The 18,777-nt window shown below is 62.7% G+C and carries 16 protein-coding genes, 1 tRNA gene and 1 pseudogene; 16 read left to right on the top strand and 2 right to left on the bottom strand.

Annotation, left to right across the window (positions count from 1 at the left end):
* The 10 genes and pseudogenes from B3M53_RS09210 to B3M53_RS09255 all read left to right on the top strand — a co-directional run.
* Positions 1 to 834, top strand: a pseudogene (locus B3M53_RS09210) (nitrite/sulfite reductase); the annotation flags it as partial.
* Positions 824 to 1,924, top strand: a complete 1,101-nt coding sequence (locus tag B3M53_RS09215) for a phosphoadenylyl-sulfate reductase (protein WP_286800162.1) — start codon at positions 824 to 826, stop codon at positions 1,922 to 1,924. The pseudogene B3M53_RS09210 and the gene B3M53_RS09215, both read left to right, overlap by 11 nt.
* A gap of 25 nt (positions 1,925 to 1,949) precedes the next feature.
* Positions 1,950 to 2,957: a cysteine synthase A gene (locus B3M53_RS09220; RefSeq protein ID WP_286800164.1), complete on the top strand. Its 1,008-nt coding sequence runs from the start codon at positions 1,950 to 1,952 to the stop codon at positions 2,955 to 2,957.
* 11 nt (positions 2,958 to 2,968) lie between these two features.
* Positions 2,969 to 3,784 (top strand): ferredoxin--NADP reductase, encoded by an 816-nt coding sequence (locus B3M53_RS09225; protein ID WP_286800166.1) that lies wholly within the window; start codon positions 2,969 to 2,971, stop codon positions 3,782 to 3,784.
* Positions 3,785 to 3,997: 213 nt separating this feature from the next.
* On the top strand, positions 3,998 to 4,978 hold the full coding sequence (locus tag B3M53_RS09230) for an NAD-dependent epimerase/dehydratase family protein (protein WP_286800168.1): 981 nt from the start codon (positions 3,998 to 4,000) through the stop codon (positions 4,976 to 4,978).
* 112 nt (positions 4,979 to 5,090) lie between these two features.
* On the top strand, positions 5,091 to 5,375 hold the full coding sequence (locus tag B3M53_RS09235; RefSeq protein ID WP_022701106.1) for a hypothetical protein: 285 nt from the start codon (positions 5,091 to 5,093) through the stop codon (positions 5,373 to 5,375).
* A 111-nt stretch (positions 5,376 to 5,486) separates the two neighbouring features.
* Positions 5,487 to 6,404: an ABC transporter ATP-binding protein gene (locus B3M53_RS09240; RefSeq protein WP_286800171.1), complete on the top strand. Its 918-nt coding sequence runs from the start codon at positions 5,487 to 5,489 to the stop codon at positions 6,402 to 6,404.
* A 4-nt stretch (positions 6,405 to 6,408) separates the two neighbouring features.
* A complete protein-coding gene (locus tag B3M53_RS09245; protein ID WP_160093093.1) occupies positions 6,409 to 7,137 on the top strand; it encodes an ABC transporter permease in 729 nt (242 codons plus the stop codon).
* A gap of 81 nt (positions 7,138 to 7,218) precedes the next feature.
* Positions 7,219 to 8,397, top strand: a complete 1,179-nt coding sequence (locus B3M53_RS09250) for a sensor histidine kinase (RefSeq protein WP_286800175.1) — start codon at positions 7,219 to 7,221, stop codon at positions 8,395 to 8,397.
* Positions 8,394 to 8,996 (top strand): response regulator transcription factor, encoded by a 603-nt coding sequence (locus tag B3M53_RS09255; protein ID WP_286800178.1) that lies wholly within the window; start codon positions 8,394 to 8,396, stop codon positions 8,994 to 8,996. Before B3M53_RS09250 ends, B3M53_RS09255 begins: the two co-directional genes overlap by 4 nt.
* 16 nt (positions 8,997 to 9,012) lie before the next feature.
* Here B3M53_RS09255 and B3M53_RS09260 read toward each other — a convergent pair whose 3' ends face one another.
* Complete coding sequence (locus B3M53_RS09260; protein ID WP_286800179.1) at positions 9,013 to 13,920, bottom strand: NAD-glutamate dehydrogenase; 4,908 nt, start codon at positions 13,918 to 13,920, stop codon at positions 9,013 to 9,015.
* 189 nt (positions 13,921 to 14,109) lie between these two features.
* Here B3M53_RS09260 and B3M53_RS09265 point away from each other — a divergent pair, with 189 nt between their 5' ends.
* A complete protein-coding gene (locus B3M53_RS09265) occupies positions 14,110 to 14,799 on the top strand; it encodes an SDR family oxidoreductase (protein WP_160093089.1) in 690 nt (229 codons plus the stop codon).
* Between the two features lie 799 nt (positions 14,800 to 15,598).
* On the opposite strand, the gene B3M53_RS09270 is transcribed toward B3M53_RS09265, so the two are convergent.
* Positions 15,599 to 15,673 (bottom strand) — tRNA-Gly (locus B3M53_RS09270).
* Positions 15,674 to 15,814: 141 nt separating this feature from the next.
* Between B3M53_RS09270 and B3M53_RS09275 the strand changes: the two genes are divergently transcribed.
* From B3M53_RS09275 to B3M53_RS09295, 5 genes are all read left to right on the top strand, one after another.
* Complete coding sequence (locus B3M53_RS09275; RefSeq protein ID WP_286800180.1) at positions 15,815 to 16,336, top strand: prolyl-tRNA synthetase associated domain-containing protein; 522 nt, start codon at positions 15,815 to 15,817, stop codon at positions 16,334 to 16,336.
* Positions 16,337 to 16,414: 78 nt separating this feature from the next.
* Entirely contained in the window at positions 16,415 to 17,323 is a 909-nt protein-coding gene (gene trxA, locus B3M53_RS09280) for a thioredoxin (protein ID WP_286800181.1), read from the top strand.
* Between the two features lie 83 nt (positions 17,324 to 17,406).
* Positions 17,407 to 18,045, top strand: coding sequence for an LON peptidase substrate-binding domain-containing protein (locus B3M53_RS09285; protein ID WP_286800182.1), 639 nt, complete (start codon positions 17,407 to 17,409; stop codon positions 18,043 to 18,045).
* A 34-nt stretch (positions 18,046 to 18,079) separates the two neighbouring features.
* Positions 18,080 to 18,277, top strand: coding sequence for a Trm112 family protein (locus B3M53_RS09290; RefSeq protein ID WP_028284665.1), 198 nt, complete (start codon positions 18,080 to 18,082; stop codon positions 18,275 to 18,277).
* 3 nt (positions 18,278 to 18,280) lie between these two features.
* A complete protein-coding gene (locus B3M53_RS09295; RefSeq protein WP_286800183.1) occupies positions 18,281 to 18,637 on the top strand; it encodes a DUF971 domain-containing protein in 357 nt (118 codons plus the stop codon).
* The last annotated feature ends 140 nt before the right edge of the window (positions 18,638 to 18,777 follow it).

Genomic DNA, 18,777 nt, shown 5'->3' on the forward strand with positions numbered 1-18,777 from the left:
GTCGAAGCCGAGTACGCCGCGAGCCGCGGCCGCGCCCTGACTTTGCCCGTTGAAGAGATCGAGCGCGTCAGCGGTTATTTCGCGCCGCCGGCGCCGGGTGAAGCGCTGACGAATATCCCGACCGGCTCCGCTTTCGCCCGCTGGCGCGCGGTGAATGTGAAGCCGCACAAGGTGAAAAACCGCGCCGTCGTGGTGATCCCGCTCAAAGCGCCCGGTGAAACGCCCGGTGACGCCAGCGCGGATCAGATGGACCTGATCGCCGACATCGCCGACCGGTTCGCCCTGAGCGAAATCCGGGTCAGCAAGGAGCAGAATCTGGTTCTGCCCCATGTGGACAAGGCGGCGCTGGGCACGCTGTTCGCGCTGCTGGATGAGGCCGGACTCGCCACGCCGAACGCCGGACGCGCCAGCGACATCGTCGCCTGCCCGGGACTTGATTACTGCAATCTCGCCAACGCCCGCTCCATCCCCATCGCGCAAGCCATTTCGACCGGGCTGCACCAGGCGGGACTGGATGACGCCACCGGCGACCTGACGATCAAGATTTCAGGCTGCATCAATGCCTGCGGCCATCACCACGTGGCCAATATCGGCCTTCTGGGCGTCGATAAGGCGGGGGTGGAGGTTTACCAGCTCACCCTGGGGGGCGTCGGGGACGGCGCCGCCGCTATCGGCAAGATCCTTGGTCCGGGACTATCGGCGGATGACGCCGTCACCGCCGTCATCGCCTGCGTGCGCGTCTATGCCGAGCACGCTCTACCCCAGGAAACCTTCATCCAGACCCTCAACCGTCTGGGAACAGAACCCTTCAAGGAGGCCGTCTATGGCGCGTGATGCTCTCGCCCGGGTCGAACCGCACTCTGTCGAGCTGGCGGGCGACACGGCGTTCTCAGAGGCCCAAACCGCAATTCACGGCGTGCACCGCGTCGTGATCCGCTTCCCGAGCTTCAAGGATGGGCGCGGCTTTTCGCTCGCCGCGCTGCTGCGCCGCTCAGGGTTTGAGGGCGAACTGCGCGCAGTCGGCCCTGTGCTGCCTGATCAGGTCGACGATTTGTTGCGGATGGGGTTTGACGCGGTGGATATCGAACGTCCCGAAGGCTCCGCCCGCAACCGTATTACGGGCGGCGCGCCCTATATCTACCAGCCTGATCCCGGCGCTGTGACGGCGCGCCCGACCGCCCTGCACATTCGGGCGCTGGCGGCGCGCAAGGCGACCGCCGAAGCGCTGGCGGCGGAGCTCGACGGCGCCTCGCCCGAGACTATTCTTACTCGCACCGCGGAGGTCTATGGCGGACGCATGGCCATGCTGTCCTCCTTCGGCGCAGAGGCCGCGCTGGGGCTGGCGCTGGTGGCCAAGATCGCCTCTGACACGCCGATCCTGTTTCTGGACACCGGCCTGCATTTTCCCCAGACGCTGCGGTATCGCGACCATCTGGTCGACCATCTGGGCCTGTCCAACCTTCAGGTGTTGAGCCCTGAGAAAGACGAGGTCCGCGCCCAGGACCCTGACGAGACGCTGTATGACCGGGACGGGCAGGCCTGCTGTGATCTGCGCAAGGTCCGCCCGCTGGGCCGCGCGCTCGACCCGTATGACGCCCTGATTACGGGCCGAAAGCGCTATCATGGCGGTCAGCGCGGCGACATTCCGGCCGTGGAATTTGATGGTGAGCGGGTAAAGATCAACCCTTTCTCCTTCCTGAACCCAGAAGAGGTCTCGGCGCGCTACAAGGCGCTGGACCTGCCCCGGCACCCGTTGACGGAAGACGGCTACGCGTCGATCGGGTGCTGGCCCTGCACCGCGCCCTCTGACGCGCCCGGCTCTCGAGATGGCCGCTGGGCTGGTCAGGACCGCGAAGAGTGCGGCATCTTTGATCCGGTTCGCGCCGCGCGCGCCAAACGCGCCGGCGCCGTCCGCCTGATCTGAGGCGGCAGATCAAAGAGGGCATGACATGACCGCACCGATTGTGGAGCTGATCGGCGACACGCCTCTGATCCGCCTGAAGGCTGCGTCAGACGCCACGGGCTGTGAAATTTTCGGCAAGGCCGAGTTTCTCAATCCCGGAGGCTCGGTGAAGGATCGCACGGCGCTTGGGCTGATCCGCGCGGCGGAGGCGGACGGATCGCTCACGCCCGGCGGCGTCATCGTCGAGGGCACGGCAGGCAATACCGGCATCGGCTTGGCGCTGGTCGCGGGCGCGCTCGGATACAAGGCGCTGATCGTGATGCCGCGCGGGCAAAGCGCCGGCAAGCGCGAAGCCCTCATCGCAGCTGGCGCGCAGATTATCGAAGTCGATCCTGCGCCCTATTCCAGCGAACACCATTTCGTCCACGCCTCGCGCCGGATCGCTGACAGCATGCCCAACGCTGTCTGGGCGAACCAGTTTGATAATCCCGCCAACAAGGCCTTCCATGCCGCCACCACCGGCCGCGAAATCCTTGAACAGACAGACGGCCAGGTCGACGGTTTCATTTGCGCCGCCGGGACTGGCGGATCACTGGCCGGGATCGCCTCCGCCCTGCGAGCCGCCAAACCCGCCGTCAAGATCGGTCTCGCCGATCCCGCAGGCGGCGCGCTCTATTCGTGGTTCACCCAGGGCGAACTCAAATCAGAGGGCGGCTCGATCACCGAAGGCATCGGCGTGGGCCGGATCACGGGTCAGCTTGAAGGCCTTGAGGTCGATCACGCCTATCGTATCGAGGATGCTGACTTCCTGCCGATCCTGTTTGATCTCATTCAGACCGAGGGCTTGTCGCTGGGCGGGTCCGCCGGGGTGAATATCGCGGGCGCGATCTCCCTCGCGAAAGACCTTGGACCGGGCAAGACCATTGTCACCCTCTTGTGTGATTCCGGCGCCCGCTACGCCGGCAAACTCTTCAATCCTGAATTCCTGCGCGCCCGCGGGCTGCCAGTTCCGCCCTGGACGGAACCGGACGCTGCTGCGGGCCTGAGCGCCTGAAGGAGACCGATATGCTTGATGTCACCCAAGACGCGGACGTGATCGACCAAGGCGCATTCTTCGCTTGCAAGGTCACTGAGGTGGAGCATTTCACCGATGACCTGTTCCGCTTTCGCACGGCGCGGCCTTCGACCCTGAGGTTTCGGCCGGGCGAGTTTCTGATGATTGGTCTGGAAGGCGAAAAGAAACCTGTTCTGCGCGCCTATTCCGTGGCGAGCCCGAGCTGGGACGACACTTTGGAGTTTTACTCCATCAAGGTGGAGAACGGCGCCCTGACCTCGCGCTTGCGCCATATCCGGCCCGGCGACCGGGTGCTGGTCGGTCGCAAGCCCACCGGCACGCTGGTCACCGATGCGCTCAAGCCTGGCAAGCGCCTGTACATGCTGTCGACCGGCACCGGGGCTGCGCCGTTCGCAAGCCTGATCCGCGAGCCGGGCGTCTATGAGCAGTTTGACGAGGTGGTTTTCACCCATACCTGCCGCACCAGCCCGGAGCTGACTTATTCGCGCGGTCTTGTGGAAGCGCTGCAGACCGATCCTTTAGTGGGGGAGGCCGCAGCAGGCCGCCTTGTCTATTTTGACAGCGTCACCCGCGAGGACGGGCCACGACAGGGCCGCATAACCTCCTTGATCGAGACCGGCGCGCTCTTTGAGATGATCGACCGTCCCGCCCTTAACCCCGAAACCGACCGGGTGATGATCTGCGGCTCCATGGCGATGCTGGGCGAGCTGAAAGCCATGCTCGAAGCCCGCGGCTTTGAGGAAGGGTCGAACGCCAAACCGGGCGATTTCGTGGTCGAAAAAGCCTTCGCCGGCGAGGGCGTCTAGGCGCCTTATGCCCTCACAGCGACCGGGATATGGACGCTTGGGGCGGCTTGGGGCATGGTCGCGGCAGGAATCAGTCGTCTTTTCTGGCGGCTGATCATCTCTGCGTGACCTGACAGCCTTGGCCGTCCGATCTTCATTGCGCCGCAGACGATGAAGTACATAACGCCGTTCGCGCGCCCTAGGCGTCCCGCGACGGGGAGGGAGACTGCAGGCATGACCTCGCCTGTGATCGTCACCGGCGCCGCCGGTTTCATCGGCATGCATACAGCGGAGCGTTTGCTGGCGCGTGGTGAAACCGTTATCGGCATTGACGGATTTAACGCCTATTACGACCCGGACCTGAAAGAGGCGCGCGCCGCGCGGCTGTGCGCGCACACGGGTTTTGAACTGGTGCGCGCCGATATCGCCGACCATGAAGCGCTCAATGCGCTTGTGGCGCGCTCCGGCGCGAAACGGATCGTGCATCTGGCCGCTCAGGCTGGAGTCCGCTACTCCATCGAAAATCCCTTCGCCTATGAGCGCTCAAACCTTGCCGGGCACCTGTCTGTGCTGGAGGCGGCACGTCATAACGCGGTCGAGCATCTGGTGTACGCCTCATCCAGCTCGGTCTATGGCGACCGCCCCCTTACGGGCGAAGGCTTCAAGGAAAGCGATCCTACCGTCTCACCGGTTTCCCTATACGCCGCCACCAAACGCTCGTGCGAGCTGATCAGCCAGAGCTACGCCCATCTCTACGGCTTTCCGCAAACAGGATTGCGGTTTTTCACCGTCTATGGTCCGTGGGGCCGGCCGGACATGGCCTATTACAAATTCGCCGAGATGATCGCCCGCGGCGAACCGATCGAGGTTTATGGCCAGGGCCAGATGGCCCGCGACTTCACCTATATTGATGATATCATTGACGGTGTGATCGGCATGCTGGATGCGCCGCCCGACCGGGGCGCTCACGAGATTTACAATATTGGCGACAGCCAGCCCGTAGGCCTGATGGATATGATCGCCTCTCTGGAAGACGCTCTGGGGATGGAAGCGAAGAAAATCATGCGCCCCATGCAGCCGGGCGATGTGACGGCCACCTATGCCGACATCAGCCGGCTAAACGCCAAGATCGGCTATAAACCCAAGGTGATGCTCACCGAAGGGTTGCAGCGTTACGTGGCCTGGTGGCGATCTTATAAAGGCTGTCAGACCTAGTCTTGCTTGCTTTTTCGTCGATGATTTAGGACCTGTTAACACTTTGTTTACAACGCTGGTTGGGGCTTTGTTCAGCTTTTTCGGCTACCTTCGATAATCATGGAGGGACGTCATGCAGGCACACCGCAAGACTGAAGCACACGCAATACCCGCCCCGGCCCAGCCGTCGGAGAGCGCGGTTACAGGCGTTGTCCCTCCGTTTCCGACAGCCGATCCGGCTGCAGGCTACGCCATCCCCTCTCCGGCGCACGCCCTGCAGGAACGTCTGGAAACCGCGTTCGCCGAACCGGTGGTTGAAAACCGCTGGAGCCCAAGACGCACCCTCGCCTTTCTGGTGTTCACCTGCGGCGCCTTCTGGGGCGCTGTCGTCGGCGGCGCCATCCATCTGTTCGGCTAAGCGCTTGAAGAGGGTGACATGTGTCACCCTGCTCTTGTGACGGGCGTCACTGCAGACTTCTTTCCAGTCCTGGCACGGTACGGGTTCAACTGACCCAGGCTGTGAGGACTGATGACCGCTTCCCCTGATATCGATGCGCCTGTTTTGAAAGCGCACGCCCTGACCCGGCGTTTTGGCCGCAAGACCGCGCTTGACGGCATGAACATCAGCGTATCCGACGCTGGCGTTCTGGCGCTATTGGGACCGAACGGCGCCGGGAAGACCACGTTCGTGCAAACCGCGCTTGGCCTTGTCCCTCCCAGCTCCGGCGCTTTGCAGGTTTTCGGCGCCAAGCCGGGCAGCCGCGCCACCAAGACCCGTATCGGCGTGATGATGCAGGACACGGATCTGGCGCACACCTTGACGGGGCGTGAGTTGCTGGAGCTGTTCGCCAGCTATTATCCTGATGCTGCTGATCTGGACGCCCTGATCAAACAGTGCGCGCTGACGGACTTCATCAAGCGGCGCTACGGCCAGCTTTCAGGCGGCCAGAAACGGCGCATCCAGTTTGCGCTCTCTCTCGTCGGCAAGCCTGACCTGTTATTCCTGGACGAACCCACCACAGGCCTCGACACCGAAGCGCGCCGCGCCCTGTGGGCCGTCGTGCGCGACGTGGCCGCGAACGGAACCCTGGTGGTGCTGACCACCCATTATCTGGAAGAAGCGGACGCCTTGGCCGACCGGGTGGTCGTTTTGCAGAACGGACGCATCATCGCCGATGACACGGCGGACGGTCTGCGCACTCGCATGGGCGGTGCTGTGATCAGCTGCGTCACCAGCCTGTCTGATGAGGCGCTCAATGCATTACCTGGACTGATCGCGATGAACCGGGCTGGCCGCAAGGTCCGCCTTCAGGTCAGCGAGTCGGTCGCCTTTCTCAAAGCGCTGTTGAATGCGGATCCGGCGCTGAGCGATCTCAGCGTCGCGCAACCCACCCTGGAAGACGCCTTTGAAGCGCTGACGGGCCAATCTGACTCAGAGGGAGCCTGATCTGATGGCGAACGCATATATGGCTGAAATCAAGGCTGAAATCCTCAAACTGTCGCGTATGCCCGAGTTTGCGATCCCGACCCTCATCCTGCCCGTGATGTTCTTCACCCTGTTCGGCGTGATCATCCCGGGCAGCCGGGACAATGCCCCATATCTGCTGTCGACCTTCGGCGTATTTGCGGTGATGGGGCCGGCCTTGTTCGGATTTGGCGCAGGCGTGGCGCAAGAGCGCGAGCGCGGCTGGCTGACCCTGAAACGCGCCGTGCCGGCGCCAGCGGGCGCGCTGCTGGTGGCGAAAACCACGGCGACCATTCTGATCGCAAGCGTGTCGCTGGCTGCGATCTACGCCGTAGCGGCTTTCGCCGCCGATGTGGATCTGCCTCCCCTCGTCTGGCTCAGCCTGTTGCTGGTTCACGTGCTGTCCGCCATTCCGTTTGTCCTGATCGGATTGGCTTTGGGGTTCGTCTTCGGCGCCAACGCCGCGGTCGCCGTCGCCAACATCCTCTATCTGGGCATGGCTGTTCTGGGCGGGCTCTGGATGCCGGTCAGCGTTTTTCCACGCATCATGGCGCAAATCGCCCAATTCTTGCCGAGCTTTCATCTCGCTGAAATCGCGCTGTCCATCAGCGGAGCCGCTGGCGAAAAAGCGATGCTGGGCCACGTCCTCGCAACACTAGTCATCACCGCTCTCGCGGCGGGCCTGGCGCTTCTCGCCTGGGCGCGCCAACGCTAGAGGCTGGCTCTGAGCGGCGGAGCAGGGCAGGGTGAACCCTCGATCCGGCTCCGCCGCTCGCCGATAGGACACGCGTATATCATGGCGTCAGAACCGACCCGCAAATCCGATAGACTGTCCGCTAGCGCCGCGTCTCAGGGCGCCAGGCCCAAATGGACAGGCCGTGTGCGTGGCTTGTCTGAAAGCCCGACCTTCTATCTGATCTATCTGGCGTTTTACTTCACGCCCTGGTTTTTTCAGCTGCCGGGCCTGCGCGATGCGTTGATCGGCTTTGCGGCCGTGGGCAGCTTCATCCCCCTGTATCTTTACGCCAATGCCGGCGACCCGTATCGCAATGGCGTCAAACCCCACCGCATTCTGCTGGCCGCAGGCTACGCCTCCTTCCTGTCGCTGGCGCTGATCCCTGTGGTGGGGATGAGCGGCAACTTTCATATTTTCGCCGTCACCCTCCTGGCCGGATTAAGGCCGCAGAAAACCGCCCTTCTGGTCATGGCGGGAACGAGCGCCTTCTATCTGTGCGCCTCCTGGCTGCTGGATGTGACGCTTTTCGAGATGGTGCTGTCGCAATTCATCGCCGTGATGGCAGGCATGGCGACCCTGGCCGGGTATGAATCCGCTGCGCGGGTCTCCACCCGCGAGAGCAATCTGCGCATGGAGGCCGAACTGGCGGCGCTGCGTGAACGCGAGCGGATTGCACAGGATCTGCACGATCTGTTGGGTCACACGCTGACGACGATCGCCGTCAAATCGGAATTGGCCGCGCGTCTTCTTGATGCCGATGCAAGCCGGGCGAAAACCGAGATTATCGAGATCCGCGACGCCGCCCGCATCACCCTCAAGGATGTGCGCGCTGCGGTCGCGGGCATGCATGTCACGACCGTGCATCAAGAACTGGCGCGCGCCCGATCCGCGCTCGCCGCCGCCGAGATCAGGTTAAGCGTCGAGGGAGAGCCGCCAGAACTCGACCAGGCGGCGCATTCCTCACTGGGTCTGGCCTTGCGTGAGGCGATCACCAACATCATTCGCCATTCCGGCGCCCGGAGCGCCCGCATTCATTTTGCGCCCGAAGGCGCGCTGATCATCGAGGATGACGGCTGCGGCGGCGAGCTTCATGCCGGAACCGGTCTGGATGGCATGCGCCGGCGTATTGAATCCCTCGGAGGGGAGATGGAGATCGAAAGCCGGGAGTCCGGCGTTCGCGTCATTCTCAGTCTGCCCCCCGCCAAACCCGGCCAGGAGAGCCTGGAGCAAACCCCATGATTTCCATTGTCATCGCTGAAGACCAGTCGCTGCTGCGCGGCGCGCTGGCGGCCCTGCTGTCGCTCGAACCCGATATCGAGCTGCTAGCGCAGGCTCAGGACGGCGAAGAGGCCGTGCGCCTTGTGCAGGACCTCAAACCCGATGTTCTGGTCACCGACATTGAAATGCCCGGCCTGACCGGGATTGAAGCGTCAGAAGCCCTGCGTCAGGCGGGCAGCAGCACCCGTGTGCTGATCGTGACCACTTTCGCCCGCCCCGGCTATCTGCAACGCGCGCTGCAAGCGGGCGTTCTGGGCTATGTGCTGAAAGACGCGCCCAGCGAGGAATTGGCGGACGCCGTGCGCCGGGTGGCGCAGGGACAACGCGCAGTCGCCGCGGAGCTGGCGGAAAGCGCCTGGAGCGCGCCGGTCATGCTGACCGCACGTGAACGTGACATTCTGAAGCTGGTGGAGGAGGGCAAATCCAACAAGGAAATCGCCCGCACTCTCAGCCTGTCGCCCGGCACCGTGCGCAATTATCTTGCGGACGCGACCCAGAAGCTGGGAGCGGCCAACCGCATCGAGGCGTTTCAGATCGCCCGCGAAAACGGTTGGCTCTAATCTCTCAACAGTCCGGCTAGCCCTTGTCGACGGTCGCCGCGAGCTCACGCAATTGCGTCGAGCAGATCGCGACTTTCGACAGGGTCCAGCCGCCGGTGGCGGAGATTTCCTCCAGCGCCCGGTCGGCGCGCGCCACCATCAGCTTCTGAGACTCCGTCCAGGCGCCGACAACGTTCTCAGCCCAGTCCGCATCCGGCTTGCTCAGATCCTTGACCAGATCCGGCCGTTCCGCCTTGGCGTAAGCCATCATGCCCTCGCAGATCGCCTGCTGGCTGCCATACAGATCCTCGATCAGGCGACGCATGGCCAACCGGTCCCAGTGCAGATTGGAGGAAAGCTGATTGCCCGCCGCCCTGAGCTGATCAAACATGAAACGGGCGCCGACAGCGTGATAAAGCCGTCCCGCTGCAGCCAGCGGCCAGTCCACCGTTTTACCCAGATCAATCACGTCCGACGACGAGGTCAGCGGACGCAACCGCGCCACGTCACGGGCGATGTCTTCAGGCGCGCCAGCCTCCACATAGGTCTGGAATCGGGCGTCCAGAGCCTCGCAGTCAAACGGGCTGGCGATCTCGGTCACCAGGGGTTTCAGCGCGTCCACGCCAGGTTGATAGGCTGCGATCACATCCGCAATCGGCAACGCCTCCTGCCCCAAAGTCCGCCGCGACAGCCAGTACGTCTGGCGGCGTAACAGGCGGATCACCTCGTCATGAAGCGCGATCTGGACTTCGGCCGGGGCCTTGTTGTCGAGCGCATTGATCCGGTCGCTATAATCCTTGAAGCGGAAAATGCACCGGCCCGCCTCAAAGGCGCGGGCGATCGCGGCGATGTCCGCGCTGGTGCTTTCGATGGCGCGGTTCACAAAGGTCGGGCCGCCCAGATTGACCATATCGTTAGCCAGACGCGTGGCGATGATCTCGCGCTTGAGCCTGTGGCCCTGCATGGCGTCGGAGAATTTCTCCAGCTTGTCAGGGAAGTAGGTCACCAGGGAGCGATTGAAATGCGCGTCATCGGGCACGTCCGATTCCACCAGCGCATCAAACAGCGCGATCTTGGCGTAGCTGATCAGAACAGCGATTTCCGGTCGCGTCAGGCCCTGGCCCTGATCCTTGAGCTCGCGGATCTGGTCAGGGGCCGGCAAGCCTTCAACCTTCCGGTCCAGACGTCCAGCCTGCTCCAGTCGCTCCATCAAACGTTCATGGGCGTCGAGATCCTCGACCGCATGTTCCTTGGCGATGGTGATCGCCAGGGTCTGATCGTAATTATGCTCCAGCACATGGTCGGCGACCGTATCGGTCATCGACTCAAGCAATGTGTTTCGATCTTTGAGCTTCATTGAGCCCTCACGCATCATCGGATTGAGCAAAATCTTGATGTTGACCTCGTGGTCCGAGCTGTCGACGCCCGCTGAATTGTCAACAAAGTCGGCGTTCACACGACCGCCATTGCGGGCGTATTCAATCCGCGCCGCCTGTGTGACGCCCAGATTGGCGCCCTCGCCGATCACTTTGGTGTTGAGTTCGTTGGCGTCTATGCGCAGAGCGTCATTGGCCTTGTCGCCGACCTGATAGTTCTGCTCGCTTGACGCCTTGATGTAGGTGCCGATCCCGCCAAACCACATCAACTCCACATTCGCCTTGAGCAAGGCGCGGATCAGATTTGTGGCCGAGGCGGTATTGCCGGTCAGCCCGGTCAGTTCGCGGATCTCATCGCTGAGCTTGATCGACTTGGCCGAGCGCGGAAAGATTCCGCCCCCCTTGGAGATCAGGGACTTGTCATAGTCCTGCCAGCTTGACCGGCCCAGCTCGAACAGGCGCTTGCGCTCCTGCCAGGTCTTTTCAAGATCGTTCGGATTGGGGTCGATGAAGATATCGCGGTGATCGAACGCGGCCACCAGCCTGATCTGCCTGGACAGCAGCATACCGTTGCCGAACACGTCCCCCGACATGTCGCCCACGCCGATGACCGTGAAGGGTTCGTTCTGGATGTCCTTGCCCATTTCACGGAAATGGCGCTGAACGCTGACCCATCCGCCCCGTGCAGTGATGCCCATCTTCTTATGGTCATAGCCCGCCGAGCCGCCCGAGGCGAAGGCGTCGCCGAGCCAGAAATCATACTCGTCCTGCGCCACGCCATTGGCCATGTCGGAGAAGGTGGCCGTGCCCTTGTCGGCGGCGACGACCAGATACGGGTCCTCATCATCCCAACACACCACATTATCGGGCCGCTTCACGGCGTCATCGACAAGGTTGTCGGTGATATCGAGCAAGCCGCGCAGGAAGGTCTTGTACGCTTCCTGACCTTCCGCCAGCCAGGCATCGCGGTCGCTGCGGTCGGGCAATTGCTTGGGATAGAAGCCGCCCTTGGAGCCCACCGGGACAATGACCGCGTTCTTGACCTGCTGGGCCTTCACCAGACCCAGCACCTCGGTGCGGAAGTCCTCGCGGCGATCTGACCAGCGCAAGCCGCCGCGCGCAACCGGGCCGAAGCGGATATGCACGCCTTCAACGCGCGGGCTCCAGACGAAAATCTCGCGATAAGGCTTGGGGTCGGGCAGTTCGCGCACATCCCGGCTGGAAATCTTCATCGATATCCAGGGCTTGGCCTGGCCGTTTTCGTCAGTCTGGAAGAAATTGGTGCGCAAGACAGCTTCGATCAGGCGCAGCATCCGACGCAGCGCCCGGTCATGATCGAGACTCTCCACCCGCTCCAGAAGAATGCGGATGGCTTTGCTGACATCCTTGGCGTGGTTTTCCCGGCTCTCACCCCCAAAATCGAGGTCAGGGTTGAACTTGGTGTTCACCAGCTCCATCAGACCGCGCGCGATCTCGGAGTTTTCCGCCAGCGCTTCTTCCTGAATGGCCTGAGACGGATCAAGGCCAGTCTGCTGGCGATAGCGCGCCACTGTGCGCAGGAACGCCGCTTCACGCCAGCTCACCCCGATGCCCAGCACCAGCTTGTTGAAGCCGTCATCCTCGGTCTGTCCGCCGAGCACGGCCAGCAGCGCGTCTTCAAACGCCCCCGCATCCGTTTCGATCTTGTCAGCGTTCTCATCGCCCAGCGAGGCTTCAAATTCATGCACCCAGACGATGTCTTCGCCGGATTCAGAATGACGCCGAACTGAATAGCCCGCTTCCGCCAGCACGTGCAGGCCCAGATTTTCAAGCACCGGCATGACGCCCGACAGCGCCACCGGCTCCCCACAGCGATAGAGTTTCACCCGCAGCCGGTCATCGGCTTCGCCCTCAACGCGATAGGCGCGCGCAGCAGTCTGCCCGCGCGCAGTCACGTGCTCCATCCGGCCAATATCGGCCAGCGCCTCTTCGGGGCTGTAACGCTCGCGATAGCCGGCGGAATAGCCGTCCAGATACCGTGTCACCGCCCGGCGCAGATCCGCCTCGCCCGACGCACGCGCCACCTGGTGCAACTCGTCTTCCCAGGTCCGCGCCAGCGCGACGATCTCGCGGTCCAGCTCGGAGGGGTCAGGCTCGGGATGGTTGAACGGATCGAGCCCGATGATGAAGTGCACCCGCGCCAGAGGCGCGTCGCCAAATTGCGGGTAGAACGCCGACAGACGCCCGTTGAACGCCGCACGAATTTTCTCGCCCGCCAGCTCGCGGACTTTCGAATTATAACGGTCACGCGGCACGAACAGCAGGCAGGACACGAAGCGGTCAAACTGGTCGCGGCGCATGAAGAGCTTCGTGCGCGGGCGATCATGCAAGTGCAAAATGCCCAGCGAGATGTCCAGAAGGTCTTGCTCTTCAGTCTGGAACAGCTCGTCGCGAGGATAGTTCTCCACGATGTTCTGAAGCTTTTTCGCCGAGTGGGAGCCGGGCGCTTTTGCGGCCTTGTCGAGCACGCGGCGCACCTTGCGGCGGATCAGCGGCACTTCACGCGCCATCTGGTCATAGGCCTCGGCGGTGAACAGGCCCACAAAGCGGGTTTCGCCCACCACATTGCCATCCGCGTCATACCGTTTGACGCCGATATAATCCATGTAGACCCGGCGATGGACGCGGCTTTTCATGTTGGCCTTGGCCACGATCACAGGCGATGGCGCGCGCAAATACGCTTCAATCGCCGGAGACAGCATCATCGGTTCGGCGCTCTTGCGCAGCACCTTGCGCTCGGGATCGCGCAGCACGCCGCGGCCGGATTCCGACTTCACCTCGGGCTTGTGGGTCGCATCGTCGCTCTTGTCGAAATCAAACTGATAGGTGCGGCTGCCCAGAAAGGCGAAATGGTTGTCACGCAACCAGCGCAGGAAGGCGACGGCTTCTTCCTGTTCTTCCTTGGAGGCGGAGGTGTTGGCGTTGGTGAGGTGGTCGATCGCGTCGTCCATCTCCGCGCGCATGTCGTTCCAGTCCTCGACCGCATCGCGAACATCGTCGAGCGTGGCGCGCACGCCCGCTTCAAGGCGTTCGCGCACATCGTCGCTGAGCAGGTCGAGATGCACCTGGATCATGGATTCGTTCAGGCAACGACCGCCTGATTGCACCCGCTCGCCATCCTCGCCGCGGCGCACCTGAACCACGGGGTGGAACATGGCCATGACGTCCAAGCCCTGGCTGGCGATTTCGCCCATCACCGAATCCACCAGGAAAGGCCGATCCTGGCCAATCACTTCGAGAATGTCTCGATCCAGGCTGCGCCCGTCGGCGCCATGGGCCGTGCGCACGCGGATCAGGATCTTGTCCGCAGCGCGATCCGCGCCGTATCGCCAGAACTCTTCAGCCAGCGAAATGGCGTCCTGCTCGCTCACTCCGGCAAGGTCGTCAGCAAGCGCATCCCCCCAAAGCTGATCCAGGAAACTGTCTGAATCCGGCCCGTTTTCCCCAAACGCCGCTTCAAACCGGCTGCGTGCGACCTTTAAAAAGGCCTCTCTGTCATAAGCGTGCCTGACGCTGACCACGGCGTTCATAATGGAGGGCTCCTGAAACGGAATAAGGGTGGACGGTGGACCATGTTCATCGAAAAAGCATGAACATATGTTTCGCAGCCTACTCCCCGCTGCGCTGGGTTCAAGCGGTACTGAGCGGCTAGACCTGCAATCATGCCTGTGCTTGATTCCAGGCCAACAAAACAACAGATTTCCGTATCGGAGACGACCATGCCTCACGCTCTCATCACCGGCGCCAATCGCGGCCTGGGCCTTGAGCATGTCAGCCAACTTCTTAAGCGCGAATGGACCATCAGCGCCGCGGTGCGCGACCCCGAGAGCGCCGATGCGCTCAAGGCGCTCGACCCCGGCGACGGCCGACTGAACATCCTGGCCTATGACGCGAGCGATCTGAACGCCGCCAATGCGCTCAAGGAAAAAGTGACGGGGCCGATCGACATCCTGTTCGCCAACGCCGGCGTCATGGGACCGAAGGAACAAGCCTTCGGTGAAGCGGCCAATGACGGCTTTCTGGACACCTTCCGCGTGAACACCCTGGCGCCGCTGGCGCTGGCGGAAGCGTTCGCCGATCAGGTGGCGCAAAGCCAGCTCAAGGTGATCGCCCTGCAATCGAGCCGCATGGGCTCCATCGCCGACAATGACAGCGGCGGCCGGTACGCCTATCGCGCCTCCAAGGCGGCGCTGAACGCGGTTGGCAAATCGCTGAGCATCGATCTCAAGGACAAGGGTGTCGTCGTGCTGACCCTGCATCCGGGCTGGGTGCGCACCGATATGGGCGGGCCGAACGGCCTTTTGACCCCCAGCGAAGCTGTCAGCGCGCAGCTTGACCTGATCGCTCGCGCCAACCCGGCGATGAGCGGCCGCTTCTTTCATATTAGCGGCGAAGACCTGCCTTGGTAGGAAGCGCGCGCTTTACCGACATGAAAAACCCCGCAGCCTCTGGCCGCGGGGTTTTTTGATGGAAGCGGCGCCGCCGGACGGGGACAGGCATGTCCAGCGGCGCCTGCAGGCCTCATCGGGCAGGCTGGGGGGACGCACTCTGAGGCCTGTAAAGCTTCGCTGACAGGTTTCAGCGAATCTCGTTCATCATGAGCTGATGTAGAGACCATTGCCCGAAGCGCAAGCGGCGACGAGGCTGACAGTCAGAAAAATTCCAGTTGCGATCACCAGTGAAACGGCGCGGGCCATGGTTGAACCTTCTTTCTTTTCTTTTTTTCGGCGTGAAGCCGATTGGCCAAGGACAGCGCGAGGAGGCCGGAAAACGCAGTTGCGCTTCGAAGCCTTCCGGTTGGGGAGGAGACCGGTGGGGGACCCCGATCCGTCCTTGGCGAATTCACATATGGGCTGCGGCCGCGGTCATTGCCACACACATGGGCTCACGCTTGCGTGAAATGTGTGTTTCCGGATCAGCAATACTGCGACCAGGGATGGGGCGGAGCGGATCAAGCCGTAGGCGGTCCAGAGGGATTGGGGGCCATTTGACGCCTTGGGGGAAGGCTGACGATTTGATCCGCCCCGACAGTCCATCCTGTAGGGACAGGCAGGTCCAGAAACGCGGCGCCATTGTATGATGGCGCCGGTCGCCAGATCTGCATCCGCCTCAAACGCGTTTCGCCGGCCCAAGGGCCGGCGACTGGGGACTTGCCCGGGCATGACGCCCGGCTGCAGGTGCAAGTCTTCTCATGTCGTCTGAAGAAAATGGAGCGGGCGATGCGATTCGAACGCACGACCCTCACCTTGGCAAGGTGATGCTCTACCCCTGAGCTACGCCCGCTCACTACCTGCGTACAGGGTCCGGCTTGCGCCGAGGCCGGGTATATCGCTTATCGAAGGTCGTTTTGCAAGCCCGTCCTGTACAGCTTTTGCAGTACATGAGCAGCTTGCCTGATTTCTTGCATCCTGCTGAGCTGACGCCATGACCCAGACGCCCCCGCTTCCCGCCCGCCCCGCCTCGCGACAGGCCTTGTTTGAGTATCTGGACGCGCTCTGCATCCCCCATGACACGCGCGACCATGAGCCGGTCTTCACCGTCGACGAAGGCGAAGCCCTCAAGGCCGACATGCCAGGCGGGCACACAAAGAATTTGTTCCTCAAGGACAAGAAAGGCGCGTTAATCCTGATCTCGGCGCTGCAGTCCACCCAGATCGCGCTCAAGCACCTGCACAAGATACTGGATTGCGGGCGCTTATCCTTCGGCAAGGCCGAGCTACTAGAAGACGCTCTTGCCGTGACGCCAGGATCTGTGACCGCCTTCGCCTTGGTCAATGACCCTGATCGCAAAGTCCGCTTCATTCTCGACCAGGCGTTGATGGCGCACGAGATCGTCAACTTCCATCCGCTGAAAAACGACGCCACCACGGCCATTCGCTCAAATGATCTGTTGCGGTTTCTCACCTCGCTGGGCCGAACTCCTGAAATTGTGAAGCTGGACGGGTGATCGCCCGCGCTTGCATCCCGGCGCTGGAGCGGCCACCTAGGGGTAAAGCGTCATTCGCTCCCTGCTGGAGACCTACAGATGGAAAATTTTGGAACAAACAGCCATCAGGCGCCGGCCGGCGCCGATCTGGTCAAGGATGGCACCGACCAGACCTTCATGAACGATGTGATCGAACCGTCCAAGGACGTGCCGGTTCTGGTGGATTTCTGGGCGCCCTGGTGCGGACCGTGCCGCCAGCTGGGACCCACGATCGAACGCGCCGTCACCAAGGCGGGCGGCAAGGTCAAGCTCGTCAAGGTCAATATTGACGAGAACCCCGGCATCGCGGGCCAATTGCGCATCCAGTCGATCCCCGCCGTCATCGCCTTCAAGGATGGTCAGCCGGTGGACGGCTTCATGGGCGCCCTGCCTGAAAGTCAGGTCAATGACTTCATCAACCGCATGACAGGCGAAGTCTCCGAAGAAGAGGTGGCGGCCCTTGTCGAGCGCGCGCAGGAGGCCCTGAGCCAGGGCGATCTGGGCGGCGCCGCACAAGACTTCGCCACCGCCCTTCAGATGGACCAGGAGAACGCCGACGCCATCGCCGGCCTGGCCCGTGTGCATCTGGCGGGCGGCGATCCGGTTCAGGCCAAAGCGATTCTGGACAATGTGCCTGAGACCTTGAAATCCGCGCCGGCCATCGCCGCCGTTCGCGCCTCCATGGAACTGGCCGGCGAAGCCCAGGACGCGCCGGAGGTCAGCGAAGCGGAATCAGCGGTTCAGAGCACGCCCAACGCCGAAACCTGGCATGCGCTGGGTCGCGCGCGCCTGGGCGCAGGTGATATGGATGGCGCCGCAGACGCGCTTCTTCAATCCATTGCGATAGATCGCGACTTCAATGACGCCGCCGCGCGGCAATTGCTGTTGCGGGTGTTTGAATCCGCCGGCGCAGGCTCCGAGCTGGCCAAGAACGGCCGCCGCCGCCTCTCCTCCATCCTGTTTTCCTGACCTGAACATCAGGGCCGCAGCGCTAGACTGCGGCCCTGATCGGGCTATCTGGGGAAATACGACAGCAGGAAAAGCGACCGGCCATGTCCCAGATCATCAACCCGCCGAGCGAGATCAAACTCTTCCCCATTCGCGGCTGTATCCTGCCGCCGGGGGAGCATCTGCCGCTGAACGTCTTCGAGCCGCGTTATCTGAACATGGTGGATGACGCGCTGGCCGGCGACGGGTTCATCGGCGTCATCCAGCCCACGCCCGGCGGTCAGTCCGACAAACCCACGCTGGAGCGGATCGGCGGCGCCGGACGCATTGTCAGCCATCAGGAAACGTCCGACGGCCGCTATCTGATGGTGCTGGAAGGCGTGATGCGTTTCGCCATCGAAGAAGAGCTGGATGTGCGCAAACCGTATCGCGTCGCGCGCGCCGATTACCGCCCCTTCACACAGGATCTGGTCGAAGCCCATCTGACGCCGATGATCGAAGTGGCGGGCCTTCTGGAGCGGTTGCACGCCTATTTCGACCTGGTCGGGATTGAAACCGACTGGCCGGCGCTGGAACAGGCGCCGCTGTCTCTGGTGATCAACAAGACCGCCATGGCCGCGCCCTTCGATCCTGCCGCCAAGCAACGTCTTCTGGAAGCAAGCTCCATCCCCCAGCGCGCCGAGCTGCTGGATAGTCTGATGGAGGACAGCCTCAGCCAGGCCTCTAGCGGCTCGGCAGGCTAGACGCCCGCCAGAGGCCCGCGTAAGACGTTGTGTCATGAGTGATGTGAAATCTGAACCCGCCGTTCTGGATCCCAAATTGCTGGAGATCCTGGTCTGCCCGGTCAGCCGCGGCCCTCTCGAGTATGATCGCGAGGCCAATGAGCTGGTCTCCAAACAGGCCCGGCTCGCCTATCCGATCCGCGAAGGCGTGCCGATCATGTTGCCTGAAGAAGCTCGCAATCTGGACGACTGATCCATGAGTGATCGCCCCTGGCCGACCCGTCTCAGCTTCAAGGCGTCAGACGGCGTGCTGGACATCGCCTATGACGACGGGGCGCGCTTCGCCATCCCGTTTGAGCTGCTGCGCGTTGAAAGCCCGTCGGCTGAAGTGCAGGGACATAGCCCCAACCAGAAGAAGCTGGTGGCCGGCAAGTCAAATGTCCGGGTCACTGCTGCCGACACAGTGGGCCGCTACGCCGTCCGGCTAAGCTTTGACGACGGCCATGACAGCGGCATTTTCTCCTGGGAGTATCTGCGCGAGCTGGGCGAGAACAGCGACACTTTGCTGAGCGCCTATCAAGACCGGCTGAAAGCTGCGGGCCTGCCGCGCTAGGCGGCTGTGCCCTCTTCAGGCGCGCTCTGGGTTTCCGGCGGCGCCAGCTGCGCCAGCAATTGCTGAACCGCCAGCATTTTCTGCTCGCCCCCCGGAGACGCCGCCGCGACACGGCCCTCATCGCTTTCCATCATGCGCAC

Origin of the sequence: Oceanicaulis sp. UBA2681 (genome assembly GCF_002354675.1) — a bacterium.
GTDB classification, from domain to species: Bacteria; Pseudomonadota; Alphaproteobacteria; order Caulobacterales; family Maricaulaceae; genus Oceanicaulis; species Oceanicaulis alexandrii.

Excerpts from the sequence above, each read along its gene's own strand:
- trxA (WP_286800181.1), top strand. The coding sequence starts at position 16,415 with ATGGAAAATTTTGGAACAAACAGCCATCAGGCGCCGGCCGGCGCCGAT.
- B3M53_RS09260 (WP_286800179.1), bottom strand. The coding sequence starts at position 13,920 with ATGAACGCCGTGGTCAGCGTCAGGCACGCTTATGACAGAGAGGCCTTT.
- B3M53_RS09295 (WP_286800183.1), top strand. The coding sequence starts at position 18,281 with ATGAGTGATCGCCCCTGGCCGACCCGTCTCAGCTTCAAGGCGTCAGAC.
- B3M53_RS09225 (WP_286800166.1), top strand. The coding sequence starts at position 2,969 with ATGCTTGATGTCACCCAAGACGCGGACGTGATCGACCAAGGCGCATTC.
- B3M53_RS09245 (WP_160093093.1), top strand. The coding sequence starts at position 6,409 with ATGGCGAACGCATATATGGCTGAAATCAAGGCTGAAATCCTCAAACTG.
- B3M53_RS09255 (WP_286800178.1), top strand. The coding sequence starts at position 8,394 with ATGATTTCCATTGTCATCGCTGAAGACCAGTCGCTGCTGCGCGGCGCG.
- B3M53_RS09250 (WP_286800175.1), top strand. The coding sequence starts at position 7,219 with ATGGCGTCAGAACCGACCCGCAAATCCGATAGACTGTCCGCTAGCGCC.
- B3M53_RS09215 (WP_286800162.1), top strand. The coding sequence starts at position 824 with ATGGCGCGTGATGCTCTCGCCCGGGTCGAACCGCACTCTGTCGAGCTG.
- B3M53_RS09230 (WP_286800168.1), top strand. The coding sequence starts at position 3,998 with ATGACCTCGCCTGTGATCGTCACCGGCGCCGCCGGTTTCATCGGCATG.
- B3M53_RS09235 (WP_022701106.1), top strand. The coding sequence starts at position 5,091 with ATGCAGGCACACCGCAAGACTGAAGCACACGCAATACCCGCCCCGGCC.
- B3M53_RS09220 (WP_286800164.1), top strand. The coding sequence starts at position 1,950 with ATGACCGCACCGATTGTGGAGCTGATCGGCGACACGCCTCTGATCCGC.
- B3M53_RS09285 (WP_286800182.1), top strand. The coding sequence starts at position 17,407 with ATGTCCCAGATCATCAACCCGCCGAGCGAGATCAAACTCTTCCCCATT.
- B3M53_RS09265 (WP_160093089.1), top strand. The coding sequence starts at position 14,110 with ATGCCTCACGCTCTCATCACCGGCGCCAATCGCGGCCTGGGCCTTGAG.
- B3M53_RS09290 (WP_028284665.1), top strand. The coding sequence starts at position 18,080 with ATGAGTGATGTGAAATCTGAACCCGCCGTTCTGGATCCCAAATTGCTG.
- B3M53_RS09240 (WP_286800171.1), top strand. The coding sequence starts at position 5,487 with ATGACCGCTTCCCCTGATATCGATGCGCCTGTTTTGAAAGCGCACGCC.
- B3M53_RS09275 (WP_286800180.1), top strand. The coding sequence starts at position 15,815 with ATGACCCAGACGCCCCCGCTTCCCGCCCGCCCCGCCTCGCGACAGGCC.